We start from the raw sequence: 17,989 nt of genomic DNA, 5'->3' as shown, positions 1-17,989 counted from the left end.
ATCAGGGGAAGCCCGCGCCGCCATGCGCGCCGACGGCGGTGCCGGTCGAGTAGGTGGTTTCGCCCGATGCCAGCGCGACGTAGAGCGCCGCGAGCTCGGCGGGCTGGCCCGCGCGACCGAGCGGCGTGTCCTGGCCGAACTCGTGCATCTTACCGGGAAGCTGCCCGCCCGCCACCTGGAGCGGGGTCCAGATCGGGCCGGGCGATACCGCGTTGACCCTGATGCCCTTCTTCGCGAGCTGCTTGGCCATTCCGCGAGTCAGGTTCTGGATCGCCGCCTTGGTCGAGGCATAGTCGATCAGGTCCTCGCCCGGATCATAGGAGTTTTGCGAGATCGTATTGATGATCACCGACCCCGGCGGCATCGACGGGATCGCGGCCTTTGAAAAGCGGAACACGTGGAAGACGTTGGTTTCGTAGGTGCGGACGAACTGCTCGTCGCTGATCTCCGAGATGTCGGCCTTCGATTGTTGATAGGCGGCGTTGTTGACCAACAGGTCGAGCCCGCCGAGCTGCGCGATCGCCTTGCGCACCGTCTCCTCGCAGGCCTTTTGCGTGCGGATATCGGCGGGTAGCAGCACCGCCTTCCGCCCCGCCTGACGGATCAGATCGGCGACCTCGTGCGCGTCGGGCTCTTCGCTGGGATGATAGTTGATGGCGACGTCCGCCCCCTCGCGCGCGAAGGCGATGGCGGCGGCGCGACCGATGCCGCTGTCACCGCCGGTCAGCAGCGCCTTGCGACCGGTCAGCTTGTTCGCGCCGCGATAGCTGGTTTCGCCATGATCGGGGCGGGGCGTCATCTTGCTGGCAAGCGCGGGCCAGGGCTGGCGCTGTTCGGGGAATGGCGTCCGGGTATAGACGTTGCGCGGGTCGCGCAGACTGGGCGCCGGGCCCTGTGCGGTGCCGGTCGCCTGTGCCATCGCGGCGGCGGGACTGGCGGCGGCGGCCAGGCCCAGCGCCGCTCCGCCCAGCACGCCACGGCGCGACGTTTCGAGATCGCTCATATCATGTCCCCTGTTATCGTGTCCCCGGTGTTGGAAGCCCGGATCAGGCGGCGACCGCGCCCTCTTCGCCACCGTCCCAATAGCGGATCCGCTGGGCATGGACGCGGATCATCACGACATCGGGCGTATCGATCCCCTCGGGGAAATAGCGGTCGAGGTCCCTCGTCCAATGCGCCTCGAACTGCGCCCGGTCGTCGATCAGCGTCGCGCGCCCCTCGATCGCGATGAAGAGCGGCGGCCCGCCCAGCATTCCCACGGGGCCGGTATAGCCGAGCGAAACCTGTGGCTCGGCACGGATCTCGGCGACCTTGCGCGAATGGCCATAGGCGAAGAAATAGCTGTCGCCGTCATAATCGACATCGCCATTGTTGCTCATCGGCCGGGCGGTGATCCCGCCATCGGCCGATCGGGTGCCGAGCATCGCGAAGTCGAGCTTCGCCATCTTCTTCGACAGGTCCGCCAGCGTCCATTGGGCCATGCGTCGATACTCCCGGCAGTCGCGGGATCGGCATTATGCCAAGCCGCTGAATTCTCTGTCGAAGTGCAACGGCCGGATCGCCTTATGGTTCATCCGGTTGTGTCAGTATGCGCCAGCGGATTGGCGGTCATCGACGCGACCTTAGCTATGGCCGCCGACCGCCATCTGGGTCCGGCCGCCCGAAGCTGGGATGTGGCAGGGCCACCCTCATCGCCGCAGGACCGCCGCCAGCGTCAGCCCCGCCGTCAGTTGCAACAGCCCATAGGCGCGGCGGCGACCGGGTCGTCCGGCAAAGGGGCGGACCAGCGCATCGACCGCGCCGACCTCCGACCGCCACAGCGTCACGTGCCGGGTCGGTTGCAACAGGCCGAGCATACCGTCGCCGATCATGAAGACCGCCGCCATTTCGGCGGCACGGCGCACGCCGATCTGGGTCGAGGTCAAGTCGGTCATGATGTCTCTCCGGGAAAACGCCTCAACGCATCGGCGAGGGCGATCGTCGCACGCGCGGAACGCTTCGATGGCACGGCTCGTCTGTTCGGCTGGGTCGATCAGTCTGACGAAGATCGTCGGCTTTACAGGTCAGGGCTGATCCGGCCTTATGCGCTGGTCCCGGGCGACGGACGGCGATCGTCGGCGCGCGGACGGAATTGAAGGAGTGGACGAATGGCTTCCGAGATCGAAGAACGGCAGGGCCCGAACGCCGGTGAATGCCCGGTCGCGCATGGCGGCGGTGGCGGCGGCGGTGCCGGAAAGCGCGGCGGTCGCGGCGGCCCGGGCAACAAGGACTGGTGGCCCGAGCGGCTCCGTCTGGAAGGGCTGAACCAGCACAGCCCGCGCTCCAACCCGCTGGGTGAGACGTTCGACTATGCCAAGGCGTTCGCCGAGCTCGACCTCGACGCGCTGATCGCGGACCTCCACGCGCTGATGACCGACAGCCAGGATTGGTGGCCCGCCGACTTCGGTCACTATGGCGGTCTGTTCATCCGCATGGCGTGGCATTCGGCCGGGACCTATCGCACCACCGATGGTCGCGGTGGAGCGGGCGGCGGACAGCAGCGTTTCGCGCCGCTCAACAGCTGGCCGGACAATGCCAATCTCGACAAGGCCCGGCGCCTGCTCTGGCCGATCAAGCAGAAATATGGCGCGAAGATCAGCTGGGCCGATCTGTATGTCCTGACCGGTAACGTCGCGCTGGAGTCGATGGGCTTCAAGACGTTCGGCTTCGCGGGCGGCCGCGCCGACACCTGGGAACCGGAAGAGCTCTACTGGGGCCCCGAGGGGAGCTGGCTGGGCGATGAGCGCTATTCCGGCGAGCGTCAGCTTCACCCGGCACTGGGTGCGGTGCAGATGGGTCTCATCTACGTCAATCCGGAGGGGCCGAACAGCAATCCCGATCCGGTCGCCTCAGCGCATGACATCCGCATGACCTTCGCCCGGATGGCGATGAACGATGAGGAAACCGTCGCGCTCAATGCGGGCGGTCATACCTTCGGCAAGACCCACGGCGCGGGCGATCCGTCCTTCGTCGGTCCCGAGCCCGAAGGCGCGGTGATCGAGGATCAGGGCCTGGGCTGGCGTTCGAAGCATGAGAGCGGCTCGGGCGGTGATGCGATCACCTCTGGCCTGGAAGTCACGTGGAGCCAGACGCCGACGCGCTGGTCGAACAACTATTTCCGCAACCTGTTCGAATATGAGGACCAGTTCGAGCTCGTGAAGAGCCCGGCGGGCGCCTGGCAGTGGGAGGCCACGTCCGCTCCCGCCGACGTGCCGCATCCGCACGACCCGTCGAAGAAGCAGCGGCCGCGTATGCTGACCTCCGACCTCGCGATGATAAAGGACCCGGAATATCGCAAGATTTCCGAGCGCTTCTATAAGGATCCGGCCTATTTCGCCGAAACCTTCGCACGCGCCTGGTTCAAGCTGACCCACCGCGACATGGGGCCGGTCGAGGGCTATCTCGGGCCGCTCGTGCCGCAGGAGCCGCTGATCTGGCAGGACCGCGTCGATCCGCTCGACCACCCGGTGATCGACGACGCCGATATCGCGGGCCTGAAGGCGAAAATCCTTGGCTCGGGGCTGTCGGTTCCCGCGCTGGTCGGTGCGGCCTGGGCTTCGGCCTCGACCTATCGCCGGTCGGACAAGCGTGGCGGCTCCAATGGTGCGCGCGTGCGGCTGGCACCGCAGAAGGACTGGGAGGTCAACAACCCCGTCCAGCTCGCCGAAGTGCTCGCCAAGCTGGAAGCGATCCAGAGCGAGTTCAACGCCTCGGCGACCGGCGGCAAGAAGGTGTCGATGGCCGACCTGATCGTGCTGGGCGGTTGCGCGGCGGTCGAGAAGGCGGCGAAGGATGGCGGGGTCGAGGTGACCGTGCCCTTCACGCCGGGCCGGATGGACGCGCGCGAGGACCAGACCGATGCCGAGTCCTTCGCGGTGCTTGAGCCGCTGGCGGATGGCTTCCGCAACTATCGGCAGGGGCCGCAATTCATGGTGCCGGAGGAAGCGCTGGTCGATCGTGCCCAGCTTCTCGACCTCAGTGGGCCGGAACTGACGGTGCTGGTCGGTGGCCTGCGCGTGTTGGGTGCGAATGCGCTCGGCGTGACCGACGGCGTGTTCACCGACCGGGTCGGCACGTTGTCGAATGACTTCTTCGTCAACCTGCTCGACATGAACACCGAGTGGGAGCCGACCGACAACGACAATCGCTTCGCGGGTCGCGATCGCCGGACCAAGGAGCACACCAAGTCGGCGACCCGCGTCGACCTGATCTTCGGATCGCATTCGGAACTGCGCGCGCTGGCTGAGGCCTATGCCTGCTCGGACTCGAATGCGCCGTTCGTCCGCGACTTCGTGAAGGCGTGGGACAAGGTGATGAATGCGGGTCGTATGGACATCTGATCCGTCCGGTTACCGCGTTGGGGAAAAGGGTCGCGTCGCGGGACGCGGCCCTTTTCTTATGCGTGCCACGGTCAGGATTGGCTGCCAACGTTCTGAAGCTGCACGCTAAAAACCAAATCCCCACTGGCATGATAGAAATTGTTGATCCGATCGCGACGGATCGGGCGTTATGGCCGCAATGCCCGCCATTCGCCACGAGCGGGCCAAGACAAGGAATTCAGGGAATGACTCAGGGCCGCACCATCGCCCTTATCGGGGTATCGTTGCTCTCGCTGGTCGCGCAGGGCGCCTATGCGCAGACCGTCCCCTCTTCGGGCCAGGCGGACGAGCAGGCCGCACAGGCGGCTCCGGCGGCGGGTGCGGCGACGACCGGCGACGAGGGCAACGACATCATCGTCACCGGTACGCGCGCCGAGGGTCGTACCCGGCTGGACAGCGTGTCGCCGGTCGACGTGCTGAGCGGCGCCAGCCTGCAACGGCAGGGGACCACCGAGCTGGCCTCCGCGCTCGCGGCGGTCGCCCCCTCGATCGACTTCCCGCGCCCCTCGGCCAATGACGCGACCGATGCGATCCGCCCGGCGACGCTGCGAGGCCTGTCGCCCGACCAGACGCTGGTTCTCATCAACGGTATCCGCGGCCACACCTCGGCCAATCTCAACACCAACGGCACGGTCGGTCGCGGCTCCGCAGCGGTCGACCTCAACACCATCCCGACCGTCGCGCTCGATCGGATCGAGGTGCTGCGCGACGGTGCGTCGGCGCAATATGGGTCCGATGCGATCGCGGGCGTGGTCAATCTGCGCCTGCGCGAGGCGCGGTCGGGCGGCGGCGCGGCCGTGACCTACGGCTTCTACAACACGCAGGTCGATACCGCCGCGAACAGCCGCAACGTCAATGGCGAGCCGGTGGTCACCGCCTCGGCCTGGCAGGGCATCGGCTTTGGCAGCGACGGCTTCATCACCATTTCGGGCGAATACACCAAGCGCCAGCCGACCAACCGCGCCGATATCGATCGCCGGGTCACGCCCAACCGCATCACCGGCCGCTATGGCGATCCCGAGGTCGAGCAATATACGGGCTTCGTCAACGCGGGCACGTCGATCACCGACAATCTCAGCCTCTACGCGTTCGGCGGCTATCAGGATCGCGACACGCGCGGCGCGGCCTTCCCGCGCAATGCCAGCGCATCGACGACGCTCGCTGGCTATCCCAACGGCTTCCTGCCGATCATCAATACCAAGACCAAGGACATCAATTCGGCGGTCGGCCTGCGCGGCGATTTCGGTGGCTATAATGTCGACCTGTCGCTCAGCTACGGGCGAAACACGGTCGACTTCCGCACGCTGAACTCGGCCAATTATGCCTATGGCGCGGCGACGCCGAAGAATTTCTACGACGGTCAGGTCGCCTATGACCAATATGTCGCCGGGCTCGACGTGACGCGCAAGTTCGACGTGTTCCAGTCGCTCAACGTCGCCTTCGGTATCGAGGGGCGGCGCGAGGGCTACAAGATCTCGCCGGGCGAAGAGGCGTCCTATGCCGCGCAGGGCTTTGGCGGATTTAGAGCGACGAATGCGATCAAGCGCGGACGGCGCAGCGGCAGCGTCTACCTGGACGTCGAGGCGCAGGTGACCGACAAGCTGCTGCTGGGCATCGCGGGGCGCGGGGAAGATTATTCAGACTTTGGATCGACCGCGACGGGCAAGGTTTCGGCGCGCTATGACCTGACCGACTGGTTCGCGCTGCGCGGCACCGCCTCGACCGGCTTCCGCGCTCCTTCGCTGCAACAGCAATATTTCACCCAGACTGCGTCGGTCGTGACCAATGGCGTGCCCATCCAGACCGGCACCTTCCCGTCGACGGACCCGGTGGGCGTAGCGCTGGGCGGGCTGCCGCTCCGACCGGAAAAGTCGAGCAATTTGTCGGTCGGCACGGTCATCCGGGCGGGCGGCTTTGACCTGACGATCGACGCCTATCGCATCCATATTCGCGACCAGATCGGCCTGTCGGAGAACATCCAGGCGGCGAACAACGCGCAGGTCGCGGCTTTGCTGGCCCCGCTGAACGTCTCGGCGGCGCGCTTCTTCATCAATGGTCTGGCGAGCACCGCCAAGGGCATCGACGCGGTGGCGCATTACCGTGCGCGGACGGACAGCGCGGGGACGTTCGACTTTACCCTGGCGGGCAACATCAACACGATCGACGTGACGCGCGTGCCGACCTCCACCGCGACGCTGAACCCCGCGCCGACGCTGTTCGCACGCAGCCGCATCCTGACGCTGGAGCAGGGGACGCCCGGCGAGAAGGTGACCGGCACGATCGACTGGTCGCTCGATCAGTTGGGCGCGCTCGCCCGCGTGACCTATTATGGCAACGTCAACCAGCCGGGGACGACGCCCGCCGCCGACGTGCTGACCGGCAACCGCGCGATCACCGACCTCGAAATCCGCTATGGCGACCGGAAGGGGGCGCAGATCGGACTGGGCGTCAGCAACCTGTTCGACGTCTATCCGCGCGCGACGGCGCTGGCGAACAACTCGACCGGCGTGCTGGGCTTTCCGTACTTCTCACCCTTCGGCTTCAACGGGCGGTACGTCTATGCGCGGGCTGGCCTGAACTGGTAAACGGCGCCTGACGGGGAACCGTCAGGGCCGGGGGACGGCGACGCGTGCGTCAGTCGTCCTCCTCCATCTCACGGTCGATCTCGTCCATGAAGTCGCGCGCGGCTTCACGATCCGCTTCGTCCTCGAACGCATCCTCCAGGTCGGGCGCGGCGCCCAGCATATAGGCGAGGCACCAGAGCGCGAAGCGGCGACCGCTGTCGCGCTCCAGCCCGAACTGCAGTCGCAACCGCTCGATACCGGCGGCGAGCTGGTCGGGGGCGAGGTCGGCGATCTCTTCGGTGCCGAAGAAGCGGACAAGCAACTGATCGAAATCCATGAACCCCCGATAGCCCAATCGGTCGCCGGGCCCAAGGGGCAGGGCGGCGACCTCAGTGCAGGCTGGTCGCGCGACGGACCACGCTGTCGACGGGTACGTCATGCAGGACACGAAAACGCGCCTCGATCAGGCTGAACAGGCCAAAGCCGAGCAGCCCGGCACCGACGATCAGATCGAACGGATTGGTGAGCCACGCGAGGACATAGGCCATGCCCCCCACGTCACCGGCCTGTTCCTCCATACCCGCCTTCACGAGTAGCCAGCCGCTGATCAGGAAGATGAGCCCGCGCGCCGCATAGCCCGCGCGGCCGCTCCACATGACCCAGTCACGGCGGGCCATTCCCGGCTCGATATAGCGCAGGAACGATGCCTTCACCGCCTTGGCAAGCTGAACGACGCCCAGAAGCAACAGGACCGCAGCGCCGATCAGCAGCAACGCCCAGCCGCCGGGCAGGGTCAGCGCCGTCTCGGCGCCTTTGTGCGTACCGTCCCCCGTCAATGCGGCGCCGCGCATCAGCTGGACCGCCTGCCATGCCAGGAACAGGTGGACGATGCCGCTGACTCCGGCGCCCGCGCGTTCGGCCAGGCCCTTGCGATCGGAGCCATGCCGTTCGATGTCGAGTGCGGCGTCCGCGAGGCGCCAGATGCCATAGGCGACCAGCCCCGCCGCCATCACCCCGAGCAGCAGCTGGCCGCCGCCCTTGCCCAGATATTGCAGCGCCCCGCTGGGGTCTTCGGCGCGTCCCGTCCGCAGGATCAGCACGGCGATGACGATGTAGAGCAGCCCGCGCGTGGCGAAACCGATCCGCGTCAGAAGCGTCAGGCGGGCATTCGCGTTCATGTCGTCTCCCTGATTTTCAGGGGATAACCGAAACTGCGGACCTACGTTCCGAACGCCATCCGGCCCGACAACGTCAAACGCCACCATCCCGGCGAACGTTGGGATCCCTTTGGTGGGCATGGGTGCGCCACTCAGGGCGGCAATAGCGGACCCCGGCCCCCGCCGGGGTGGTCGGTGACTTGGGGTGACAGACAGACTTTGGTGACAGCGGGGGCGGCGCGAACGCTCAGCTCCAGTGGCGGATCGGCCCGGTATCGACATGGACGAAGCCGTCATGCGGGTAGTAGCCCACCCCGCCACCGCGCAACGACAGCGCCGCGTCGCGCAGGCGGTTCAGCGGCACCCCGGGAATGGCGATATCGGTCGCCTTGCCAAGCATGTGCTGGCTCTTGCTGGCGACGCCGTGCGACCGCGCATGCATCGCGCCGTTGGTCTTCGGACTGCGATAGCCGGAGACGAGGCGCAACGGCTTGCGGGCCGGGATATCCAGTCGATCGCGGAGGTGGACGAGCAGATCGAGCAGCTTGGGATCCATGGTCCGCGTCGCGCCGGTGCGCCAGTCGCGCATCGCGTGGTTGAGTTCGGCGAGGCCGTCGGCGCGATAGCGGCCATCGGCGAAGAAGCAGACATCGCACCGCTCGCGCGTATTGGCGTTGATGAAGGCGAGGCGACGCTCGGGCGTCCGCGCGGAGACACGCTCGGACAGCGCGGCCATGACGAGCGCGGCGGTGCCGCCGCCGATAAGGTCGCGGCGCGAAAACTGGGACTCAGACAAATTCGGTTCCGGTTCTGGAGGAATGATCCGCTTTTACAGCATGATGGTTGCCAACTCCTGACCCGGTTCCCGCGCTTGGCCGCAGCCAGCCCACCGCTCGGCCCATCGCATCGGACCGATGCGGCCGGGAGCCGGGATCGTTTCGATGCGTTATCGTTCGACTATGAGGGAGTGGCCTGTGCAGAAGCGGTTCGGAACGTCCTTGGTGCTGGCGATGATGCTGGCGGGGTGCAACGTGCAGGATAGTGCGAACAGCAACGCTGCCGCTGCGGCAAACCAGCCCGCGGGGCCCGCGCAGTGGAGCGACAAGACCCGGTCGCAGCTTCGCCAGGCGATCGATGCGCGCGCCGCCCATGGCCTGGATCACATGGCGTTCGACCTGGGGGCGGGGGACGAAGCGGCCCTGACCGCGCAGGCGCTTCGCTATGCGTCGGCGCTGGCGCGTGGGGCGACCGATCCGACCAAGCTGTACGACGTCTATACCGTGCCGCGCCCCGCGCCCGATCTGAAGGCCGGGCTGGCGGGCGCGCTGAAGGCGGGCAATTTGGTGGGCTGGCTCGATGGCCTCGCGCCGCAGGACGCCAATTACAAGCGACTGTCGGCGGCCTATCTGAAGCTCGTCCGCCAGCCGCAGCCACAGGCGACCGCCACGCCGGTCGTCCAGAGCGGCGAGCCGATCAAACCGGGCGCCACCGATCCGCGCCTGCCCGCGATCGCGCGCGAACTGGTGATCCTCGACTATCTGCCGCGCGACGTCGCACCCGGAGACAGCTACACGCCGCAGATGGTCGCCGCCGTTCGCCAGATGCAGGCGGATTACGGGATGAAGCCCGACGGGATCATCGGTGACGAGGCGCTGGCCATCCTCAACATGTCGGACCTGGATCGCGCACGCGCCGTCGCGATCACGATGGAGCGGCTCCGCTGGCTGGAGCGAACCCCGCCAGCGACCCGGATCGACGTCAACATCGCCGCCGCACGGCTGACCTATTGGCGCGACGGCAAGATCGTCGACAGTCGCAAGGTGGTGGTCGGCGAACCCGATACCGAGACGCCGCAGCTCGGCTCCCCCATCTTCCGGCTGGTGGCCAATCCGACCTGGACGGTGCCGCGCTCGATCCAGGAGAAGGAACTGGCCAGGAAGGGGGCGGGCTATCTGAAGGCCAACAACATGGTATGGAAGGACGGCTGGATCGTGCAGCAGCCGGGTCCGAAGAACTCGCTCGGGTTGGTCAAGTTCGACATGCAAAACGACCATGCGATCTATCTGCACGACACGCCCGCCAAGGCGCTGTTCAACATGGTCCAGCGCCAGCGCAGCCATGGTTGCGTGCGCGTCGACGACGCCTTGGGCTTTGCCGAGATGCTCGCGAAGGACGAAGGCGTCCTCGACGAATGGCACAAGGCGCGCGCCACCGGCAAGGAAACCTTCGTCAAGCTGCCGCACCAGATCCCCGTCCGGCTGCTCTACCAGACGGTGCTGTTCGACGACGACGGCGAACCGATCGTCCGCAATGACCCCTATGGCTGGGACGACCGTGTCGGCGAAGCGCTGGGCTTCAAGGCGGGCAAGGCGCTGCGCGTGCAGACCGGCGCGGCGGATGTCGGGCCGTAAGGGGGGGGGGTGAATTCTCGTCGCCCCTGAAGGGGGGAGAGATGGTGGGGCTGGCCAGCTATGCTGGCTAGCGCCGCTCGGGTGAGGGGTCGGGTGAGCCGCAGGCTCACATGCTTTCTAAGCGCTACCCCGCATTTAGTTCCTGTTGTGAGCGGTTCGCCGACGGCGCGACCTTCGGTACATTAAAACCTAATTCGGCTTGATAAGTCCGCAGCACCCAAAGGTTGCCCCAATAGGGCATCGTCAGTCCGTCAGCCCGAAATGACTCGTTGGATGACCGTAGCCTGTCGGTGAACATCGCTGCTTGCTCCATCGTGCAAGTCTGGTTCCACGCTTGAATTTGCTGCATCACATAGGCCATGCCTTCCACGGCGCTCATACCCATAAGCTCGGGCACTTGTTGTGCGATCAACTCTTGATCGTCATTCAGCGCTAATGAGCGGCGCGTTGCCTCTGCCTTCTCGCGATTTTTTCGCCACCAGCTTCGCAGACCCATGATGCCCCCATGTTTGGCGGAAGAGGTGGGATTCGAACCCACGGATGGCTTGCACCATCGCCGGTTTTCAAGACCGGTGCCTTAAACCGCTCGGCCACTCTTCCGGGTTCGGCGGGAGGTGCCTGTACGCCAAGCGATCGGGCAAATCTACCAGCGATTGTCGAGCGGAGCGGCGGGCGTCCACGCGGTTGGACGTGCCAGGGCTGCGGTGACGCGAGGTTCCGGCGCGGGGCGGGCTATGGCACACAGGACGCATGTGGGGGACGATTACCCGGCGCGTGAAGCGCCTCGGCATTTCTTCGGGTCTGGCGCTTCTGGCGTTCGGCGCTACGCCAGCCGTCGCGCAGGACGAGGCGGGGTTCCAGACCTATCTGCAACAGTTTCGCGGCACCGCGCAGGCGCAGGGGGTCAGCCGCGCGACGCTGGATGCGGTGCTGCCGACGCTGACCCTCAATCCGCGTGTGATCGAGCTCGACCGGCAACAGCCGGGCGGCCCCGCCAATAGCGGCTTCAGCCCCTTCGCCCCCTATAAGGCCGCGCATGTCGATGCGGCGCGGATCGGGCGGGGGCGAAGCAAATATCTGGCGCAGCGTCCTCGCCTGTCGCGGATCGAGCGCGAGACCGGCGTGCCCGAATCGATCATGGTCGCGATCTGGGGGCACGAGACCAATTACGGTTCCTATACCGGCAATTTCGACCTGATCCGCTCGCTGGCGAGCCTGGCCTATGAGGGGCGGCGGCGGCCGTTGTTCGAGGGCGAGTTCATCGCCGCGCTCAAGATGATGGACCGGGGCGTGACCCGTGACCAGCTCAAGGGAAGCTGGGCGGGGGCGACCGGCAATCCGCAGTTCCTGCCCTCCATCTATCTGCGGCTCGCGCGCGATGGCGATGGCGATGGCCGCGCCGACATCTGGAACAGCGAGGCGGACACGCTCGCCTCGATCGGCAATTACTTCGTCAACGCCGGATGGCGCGCCGGGCAGCCCTGGGGCTTCGCGGTGACCGTGCCCGCCGGATTCGACCGCTCGATGGTGCGTAACCGGCTGGTCAGCCCGCGGTGCCCGCGCGTCTTCGAGCGGCACAGCGGCTGGCGGACGATCGGCGAATGGCGCGCGCTGGGGATCGTCCCCCAAGGGGCGGCCTGGCCCGACGACCGGGTGCTCGCGACGCTGATGGAGCCGGACGGCCAGGGGGCGACGGCTTATCTGCTGACCGGCAATTACCGCGTCATCCTGGATTACAACTGCTCCAATTTCTATGCTCTGTCGGTGGGATTGCTGGCCGATGCGATTGCGGGTTGAGGCCTTTGCCCTGGTCGTCGCGGTACTGACCGCGATCCCCTCGCCGGCGTCGGCGGATACCGTGCCGTCGCCGCATTATGGCAGCTATGACGCCACCGGCCGTGCGAGCTGGTACGGGCATGAGCTGGCCGGGCATCGGACCGCGACGGGGCGACGTTTCGATCCGGACGAGGTGATGATCGCGCACCGGACGCTGCCGCTCGAATCGATGGTCGAGGTGACCGATGTCGATACCGGCCGCTCCATCATCGCGCGGGTCGGCGATCGGGGACCGGGGCGCGCGGACCGCGTGGCCGACCTGTCGCTGGGGGCCGCGAAGCTGCTGGGCACCAACAAGCGCGCCGTGGCGCGGATCCGCCTGCGCGCGCTGGCGCCGGGCGGTGACGGTCCCGGCCTGATCCTCGCGGGCGCCAGCGCGGTGGCACCGGTCAGCCGCCCGATCGCGCTCGACCCCCATGCGCAATACCGGGTTCAACTGGCGAGCTTTTCCAGCCGCGATCGCGCGCAGGCGCTGGGCCGCCGCTTCTCGGCGCAGGCGCGCCTCTCGGGCCGGGTCTGGCGTGTCGAGCGGAGCGGGATGACCGCCGATTCCGCCAAAGCCCTGCGTGACGCCGCGGCGCAAGCCGGTTATGACGACGCCCGCATCCTGCATCAGGATTGACCTCTCCCCGCCCTTTGGTCACGGAAGATCCATGAAGACCCTGTACGCATCCTTCGCCGCCCCGCTCGCCCTCGTCGCGCTGGCCCATCCGTCGATCGCGGCCGCGCCGCAGTTCGAGACGACCGCCCCCGTGGCCTTCATGAAGGACCTGTCCTCGGGCGCGATCCTGTTTCAGCGCGATGCCGATCGACGGATGCCCCCTGCGTCGATGGCGAAGATGATGACGGTCTATGTCGCGTTCGACCTGGTCAAGAAGGGGCAGCTCAAGCTGACCGACATGGTCACGGTACAGCCGGAGACCTGGGCCAAGTGGCACGGGCCGCAGGCGGGTTCGACCATGTTCCTGTCGCCGGGCGAACAGGTCAGCGTCGCCAATCTGCTCTACGGCATCGTGACGCTGTCTGGTAACGACGCCTGCGTCGTGCTGGCCGAACATATCGCGGGCACCGAGCAGAATTTCGTCGAGCGGATGAACCGCACCGCGAAGTCGATCGGGTTGAACAACAGCCATTTCGGCACCGCCAATGGCTGGCCCGATGGCGGCGTGACCTATGTCACCGCGCGCGACCTGGCCGACCTGGCCGATCATACGATCCAGGACTTTCCGCAGCTCTACAAGCAGTTCTATTCGCGCCGTGATTTCACCTGGGGCAAGACGATGGGCGGCAACGCCATCACCCAGGCGAACCGCGATCCGCTGTTGGGCCGCGTCGCGGGGGCCGATGGCCTGAAGACCGGGCATACCGAAGAGGCGGGCTATGGCTTCACCGGTTCGGCCGAGCAGAATGGCCGTCGCCTGGTGATGGTGATGGCGGGTCTCAACAGCTCGAACGCGCGGGCGGACGAGTCGGTCAAGTTCATGAACTGGGGCTTCCGCGCGTGGCAGGCCAAGCCGGTCGTCGCCAAGGGCAAGAAGGTCGCCGATGCCGAGGTCCAGATGGGATCGTCGAACAGCGTCGGCCTGATCGCACCGCGCCAGCTGACCGTGACGCTGCCCGCCGGGCTCGACCCCGCGATCAGCGCGAAGGTCGTCTATCAGGGGCCGATCAAGGCGCCCATCAAGGCCGGCCAGCATATCGCCGACCTCGTCATCAGTTCGCCCGACATGCCCGCGCAGCGCCTGCCGCTGGTCGCGGAGAAGGACATCGGCGAGGCGGGCTTCTTCGGCCGTGCCTGGGCCGGGCTGACCTCGCTCTTCGGTTGATCCGCGCGTGACGCTGCCGGTCGGCAATGATGCGGCGCAAGCCGCCTTTGCCGCCGCGCTGGGCGGGGCCAAGCTTCACCATGCCTGGCTGATCGCCGGGCCGGAGGGCGTGGGCAAGGCGAGCTTCGCGCGCGCGGCGGCCACCCGTCTGCTCGCGCGGGCGAGCGGTGCGGGGGCCTTGCCGCCGGGCCTGGCCGTGGCGGAGGATCATCCGACCGCCCGGCTGATGGCGGCGGGCTCGCATCCCGATTTCCGTGTCTTGTCGCGGCTGCCCAAGGATGCCGAGAAGCCCGACCAGGATATGGCAAGGTCGATCACCATCGCGCAGGTCCGTACCCTGCAGCCGATGTTCGCGACCGCACCCGCCATGGGCCCGGCGCGGGTCGTGCTGATCGACGCGATCGACGATCTGGAGCGGGGCGGGGCGAACGCGCTCCTGAAGAATCTGGAGGAGCCGCCTGCGGGGACCGTATTCCTGCTGGTCAGCCATGCACCGGGTCGATTGCTGCCGACCATCCGCTCGCGCTGTCGGTTGCTGCGGTTCGAACGATTGGCGGACGACGATGTGGCACGCGTGCTGCGGTCGCAATTGCCCGAGGCGGAAGAGGGCGAGATCGCGTCGCTGGTCGCGGTCGCCGATGGCGCACCGGGGCGGGCGCTTCGCTTCGCGGGGTTGAACATCGCAGGGATCGACGGAGCGATCGCGCGGATCGCGGAGACGGGCGATCCGGGCAATGCCGAGCGGGTCAAGCTCGCCAAGGCTCTGGCCGGGAAGGCGTCGCAGGCGCGGTACGAGGCGTTTCTGGATCGAGCGCCCGCCTTCGTAGCGCGGCAGGCGCGGGAGCGCTCGGGGGCGAGGTTGAAGGTGGCGCTCGATGCCTATGCGGCGGCGCAGGATCTCGCGGGGGCGGCGCGGGGGCTGTCGCTGGATGCGCAGGGCACGGTGTTCGAGATGGCGGGGATTATCGCCAGCTTGCGATAGGATTTCCCCTGAAGAGAGGCGCCAGCCTATGATGGGGCGACAAGATCCCCCGACCCCGTTCAGCCTGAGCGAAGTCGAAGGCCGTGCCCAGGCCGCGCGTTACAGCCCGACCCGCTCGAAATGCCCCGGCTGGAACCCCTGCACCGCCAGTTCGACGATCCGCGCCGCCACCGTCTCCGGTGCCTTGACCGAGGCAGGATCTTCGCCGGGATAGGCCTTGGCGCGCATCTCGGTGCGCGTGGCGCCGGGGTCGAGGATCGCCGTCCGTATCTTGCTGATCTCCGCCGTTTCGTCACCATAGGCGCCGAGCAGCGTCTCGAACGCCGCCTTGGACGCGCCGTAGGCGCCCCAATAGGCTCGCGGCTTGCGCGCGACCGAGGACGTCACGCCGATCATCCGCGCCGCGTCCGAGCGCCGGAGCATCGGATCGAAGGCGGCGATCATCGCGGCCTGCGCGCTGACGTTCAGGGTCAGGACGCGCGCGAATTCCTTGGGATCGATGGCGGGGACGGCGGCGAGCGAGCCCAGCATCGCGGCGTTCAGGACCATCACGTCCAGCGCCTGCCAGCGCTCGCCGATCGCCGCCGCCAGCCGGGCGATCGAGTCATTCTCGGTCAGGTCGAGCGGCGCGATCGTCGCCGAGCCGCCCGCGTCGAAGATCGTTTCCTCGACCGTCTCCAGCCCCCTGGGCGTCCGCGCGGTCAGGACGACGTGAGCGCCAGCCGCGCCCAAGCCGATGGCGGTGGCCGCGCCGATCCCGCGGCTGGCCCCGGTGACGAGCGCCAGCTTGCCCGACAATGCACCAGCCATCAGGCGACCCGCTCGGCCAGCAACTGGAACTGGTCGACCGGCGCGCTTTCGTCATGGTCGGTCAGCGTCGTCGGATAGTCGCCGGTGAAGCAGGCGTCGCAATAGCTGGGCGTGTCGCCGCGCGCGGCGTTCAGCGCCTTGTACAGCCCCTCGATCGAGACGAAGGACAGGCTGTCGGCGTGGATGAAGTCGGTCATCCCGCCCAGGTCGAGCTTGGCGGCGAGCAGCTTGGCGCGCTCGGGCGTGTCGACGCCGTAGAAGCAGCTATGCCGGGTCGGCGGGCTGGCGATGCGCATGTGCACCTCCGCCGCACCGGCCTCGCGCATCATCTGCACGATCTTGAGCGAGGTGGTGCCGCGCACGATCGAATCGTCGACCAGAATGATCCGCTTGCCCTGGATGAGCGCGCGGTTGGCATTGTGCTTCAACTTGACGCCCAGATGGCGGACCTTGTCGCCCGGCTGGATGAAGGTGCGGCCGACATAGTGCGAGCGGATGATGCCCAGTTCGAACGGGATGCCGGACTGCTGCGCATAGCCGATCGCGGCGGGAACGCCCGAATCGGGGACCGGGATGACGAGATCGGCATCGACCGGCGTCTCGATCGCGAGCTGCGCGCCGATCTCCTTGCGGACCGAATAGACCGACTGGTCGCCAGCGATCGAATCGGGACGGCTGAAATACACCCATTCGAAGATGCAGGGGCGGGGGCTGACCGACTGGAAGGGATGGATCGATCGAATCTCGGTGCCCTGGACGATGACCAGCTCGCCCGGCTCGACCGCGCGTTCGAAGGTCGCGCCGCACACGTCGAGCGCGACCGTCTCGGACGCGAAGATCACCGAGCCGTCGAGGCGCCCCATGACCAGCGGCCGGATGCCGAGCGGGTCACGGCAGGCGATCATGCCCTCTGGCGTCATGACGATCAGTGAATAGGCGCCCTCGACCTGCTTCAACGCGTCGATGAACCGGTCGAGCAGCGTGCGGTAGTTGGAGGTCGCGACGAGGTGGATGATCGTCTCGGTATCGCTGGTCGACTGGAAGATCGAACCACGCCGCACGAGCTCGCGACGCAGCTTCATCGCGTTGGAGATATTGCCGTTATGCGCGATGGCGAAGCCGCCGGTCGACAGGTCGGCATAGAGCGGCTGGACGTTGCGCAGCGCCGTCTCGCCGGTCGTCGAATAGCGGACATGGCCGCAGGCGACCTCGCCCGGCAGGCCGCGGATCACGTCGTCGCGGTCGAAATTGCCCGCGACATGACCCATGGCGCGGTGGGTGTGGAACAACGCGCCGTCGAAGCTGGTGATCCCCGCCGCTTCCTGTCCACGATGCTGAAGCGCATGGAGGCCGAGCGCGGTCAGCGCCGCCGCGCCGGTGGCGCCGGACACGCCGAAGATGCCGCATTCCTCGCGGAGTTTGTCGTCGTCGAAGGGGTTGGTGGTCAGCATAAGAGAGGCGCTCGCAACGTTCGCAACTAAGGGGCAGACGGGGCGCATATAGGAACGTCGTCGGCGTTTGTCGCCTGTTTGTCATGATCGCGCGGATCATTTTGGCGAAAGCTGCGTTTCGGGCCCGAACTCAGGAGAAGCCATATGGCGCGCGATCACGGGGCCCAGATCAAGGATGACGGGCTGTACGAGGAACTGCGCAAGCAGGGGCAATCCAAGGAGAAGGCGGCGCGGATCGCCAATGCCAAGGCCAAGGGCAGCCTCGATCACCGGTCGACGCATCTGGAGGACCGGACCAAGGCCGAACTGATGCAGGAAGCGCGCAAGATCGGGATTTCGGGGCGGTCGACGATGGACAAGGCCGCGCTTGTGAAGGCGATTCGCGGGCACGGGTGATTTTGGCTGGCGTTGCCTGCCCCTCCACCATCCTTCGGATGGTCCCCCTCCCCAAGCAAGCTTGGGGAGGAATGAGGCTCAAATCCTCCCCAAGCTTGCTTGGGGAGGGGGACCGCCGCGAAGCGGTGGTGGAGGGGC

17 protein-coding genes and 1 tRNA gene are annotated in these 17,989 nt (G+C 67.0%); 8 read left to right on the top strand and 10 right to left on the bottom strand.

Annotated elements, in window-relative coordinates:
- Position 1: 1 nt before the first annotated feature.
- From LRP66_RS02165 to LRP66_RS02155, 3 genes are all read right to left on the bottom strand, one after another.
- Positions 2-1,003 (bottom strand): SDR family oxidoreductase, encoded by a 1,002-nt coding sequence (locus LRP66_RS02165; protein ID WP_329959228.1) that lies wholly within the window; start codon positions 1,001-1,003, stop codon positions 2-4.
- A gap of 43 nt (positions 1,004-1,046) precedes the next feature.
- The gene (locus LRP66_RS02160; protein WP_230480847.1) at positions 1,047-1,481 is read right to left on the bottom strand and encodes a pyridoxamine 5'-phosphate oxidase family protein; all 435 of its coding nucleotides are present in this window, start codon (positions 1,479-1,481) and stop codon (positions 1,047-1,049) included.
- Positions 1,482-1,688: 207 nt separating this feature from the next.
- Positions 1,689-1,934, bottom strand: a complete 246-nt coding sequence (locus LRP66_RS02155) for a hypothetical protein (protein ID WP_230480846.1) — start codon at positions 1,932-1,934, stop codon at positions 1,689-1,691.
- A gap of 213 nt (positions 1,935-2,147) precedes the next feature.
- On the opposite strand from LRP66_RS02155, the gene katG reads away from it, so the two are divergent.
- Positions 2,148-4,379 (top strand): catalase/peroxidase HPI, encoded by a 2,232-nt coding sequence (katG, locus tag LRP66_RS02150; RefSeq protein ID WP_230480845.1) that lies wholly within the window; start codon positions 2,148-2,150, stop codon positions 4,377-4,379.
- Between the two features lie 224 nt (positions 4,380-4,603).
- Entirely contained in the window at positions 4,604-7,003 is a 2,400-nt protein-coding gene (locus tag LRP66_RS02145; protein WP_230480844.1) for a TonB-dependent receptor plug domain-containing protein, read from the top strand.
- Positions 7,004-7,052: 49 nt separating this feature from the next.
- Here the strand turns inward: LRP66_RS02145 and LRP66_RS02140 are convergent, their stop codons facing one another.
- The 3 genes from LRP66_RS02140 to LRP66_RS02130 all read right to left on the bottom strand — a co-directional run bounded on the left by LRP66_RS02140 (position 7,053) and on the right by LRP66_RS02130 (position 8,875).
- Positions 7,053-7,319, bottom strand: coding sequence for a hypothetical protein (locus LRP66_RS02140; RefSeq protein ID WP_230480843.1), 267 nt, complete (start codon positions 7,317-7,319; stop codon positions 7,053-7,055).
- 52 nt (positions 7,320-7,371) lie between these two features.
- The gene (locus LRP66_RS02135; RefSeq protein WP_230480842.1) at positions 7,372-8,160 is read right to left on the bottom strand and encodes a DUF1206 domain-containing protein; all 789 of its coding nucleotides are present in this window, start codon (positions 8,158-8,160) and stop codon (positions 7,372-7,374) included.
- A 226-nt stretch (positions 8,161-8,386) separates the two neighbouring features.
- Positions 8,387-8,875, bottom strand: coding sequence for a DUF882 domain-containing protein (locus LRP66_RS02130; RefSeq protein WP_230480944.1), 489 nt, complete (start codon positions 8,873-8,875; stop codon positions 8,387-8,389).
- A gap of 238 nt (positions 8,876-9,113) precedes the next feature.
- On the opposite strand from LRP66_RS02130, the gene LRP66_RS02125 reads away from it, so the two are divergent.
- Positions 9,114-10,550 (top strand): L,D-transpeptidase family protein, encoded by a 1,437-nt coding sequence (locus LRP66_RS02125; protein ID WP_230480841.1) that lies wholly within the window; start codon positions 9,114-9,116, stop codon positions 10,548-10,550.
- A gap of 124 nt (positions 10,551-10,674) precedes the next feature.
- Here the strand turns inward: LRP66_RS02125 and LRP66_RS02120 are convergent, their stop codons facing one another.
- Both LRP66_RS02120 and LRP66_RS02115 read right to left on the bottom strand, forming a co-directional pair.
- On the bottom strand, positions 10,675-11,046 hold the full coding sequence (locus LRP66_RS02120) for a hypothetical protein (RefSeq protein ID WP_230480840.1): 372 nt from the start codon (positions 11,044-11,046) through the stop codon (positions 10,675-10,677).
- Positions 11,047-11,060: 14 nt separating this feature from the next.
- Positions 11,061-11,150, bottom strand: a tRNA-Ser gene (locus LRP66_RS02115).
- Between the two features lie 150 nt (positions 11,151-11,300).
- Between LRP66_RS02115 and LRP66_RS02110 the strand changes: the two genes are divergently transcribed.
- From LRP66_RS02110 to LRP66_RS02095, 4 genes are read left to right on the top strand one after another with little or no spacing between them, the layout of a single operon-like run.
- Positions 11,301-12,347 (top strand): lytic murein transglycosylase, encoded by a 1,047-nt coding sequence (locus tag LRP66_RS02110; RefSeq protein WP_230480839.1) that lies wholly within the window; start codon positions 11,301-11,303, stop codon positions 12,345-12,347.
- The gene (locus LRP66_RS02105) at positions 12,331-13,008 is read left to right on the top strand and encodes a septal ring lytic transglycosylase RlpA family protein (RefSeq protein WP_230480838.1); all 678 of its coding nucleotides are present in this window, start codon (positions 12,331-12,333) and stop codon (positions 13,006-13,008) included. Before LRP66_RS02110 ends, LRP66_RS02105 begins: the two co-directional genes overlap by 17 nt.
- A 31-nt stretch (positions 13,009-13,039) precedes the next feature.
- Positions 13,040-14,212: a D-alanyl-D-alanine carboxypeptidase family protein gene (locus tag LRP66_RS02100; protein ID WP_230480837.1), complete on the top strand. Its 1,173-nt coding sequence runs from the start codon at positions 13,040-13,042 to the stop codon at positions 14,210-14,212.
- Positions 14,213-14,219: 7 nt separating this feature from the next.
- Positions 14,220-15,194 carry an AAA family ATPase gene (locus tag LRP66_RS02095; RefSeq protein ID WP_230480836.1) on the top strand — a complete coding sequence of 325 codons (975 nt, stop codon included), beginning with the start codon at positions 14,220-14,222 and terminating at the stop codon, positions 15,192-15,194.
- Positions 15,195-15,293: 99 nt separating this feature from the next.
- Here LRP66_RS02095 and LRP66_RS02090 read toward each other — a convergent pair whose 3' ends face one another.
- Positions 15,294-16,004: an SDR family NAD(P)-dependent oxidoreductase gene (locus LRP66_RS02090; RefSeq protein WP_230480835.1), complete on the bottom strand. Its 711-nt coding sequence runs from the start codon at positions 16,002-16,004 to the stop codon at positions 15,294-15,296.
- Complete coding sequence (gene purF / locus LRP66_RS02085; RefSeq protein WP_230480834.1) at positions 16,004-17,455, bottom strand: amidophosphoribosyltransferase; 1,452 nt, start codon at positions 17,453-17,455, stop codon at positions 16,004-16,006. The genes LRP66_RS02090 and purF overlap by 1 nt, the downstream gene beginning before the upstream one ends.
- A 144-nt stretch (positions 17,456-17,599) precedes the next feature.
- Between purF and LRP66_RS02080 the strand changes: the two genes are divergently transcribed.
- A complete protein-coding gene (locus LRP66_RS02080; RefSeq protein WP_230480833.1) occupies positions 17,600-17,851 on the top strand; it encodes a DUF7218 family protein in 252 nt (83 codons plus the stop codon).
- The last annotated feature ends 138 nt before the right edge of the window (positions 17,852-17,989 follow it).

It is taken from the genome of Sphingomonas sp. Leaf21 (assembly GCF_916858675.1).
Taxonomy (GTDB): Bacteria; Pseudomonadota; Alphaproteobacteria; order Sphingomonadales; family Sphingomonadaceae; genus Sphingomonas.
This window is presented reverse-complemented; position numbering and strand designations above follow the sequence as displayed.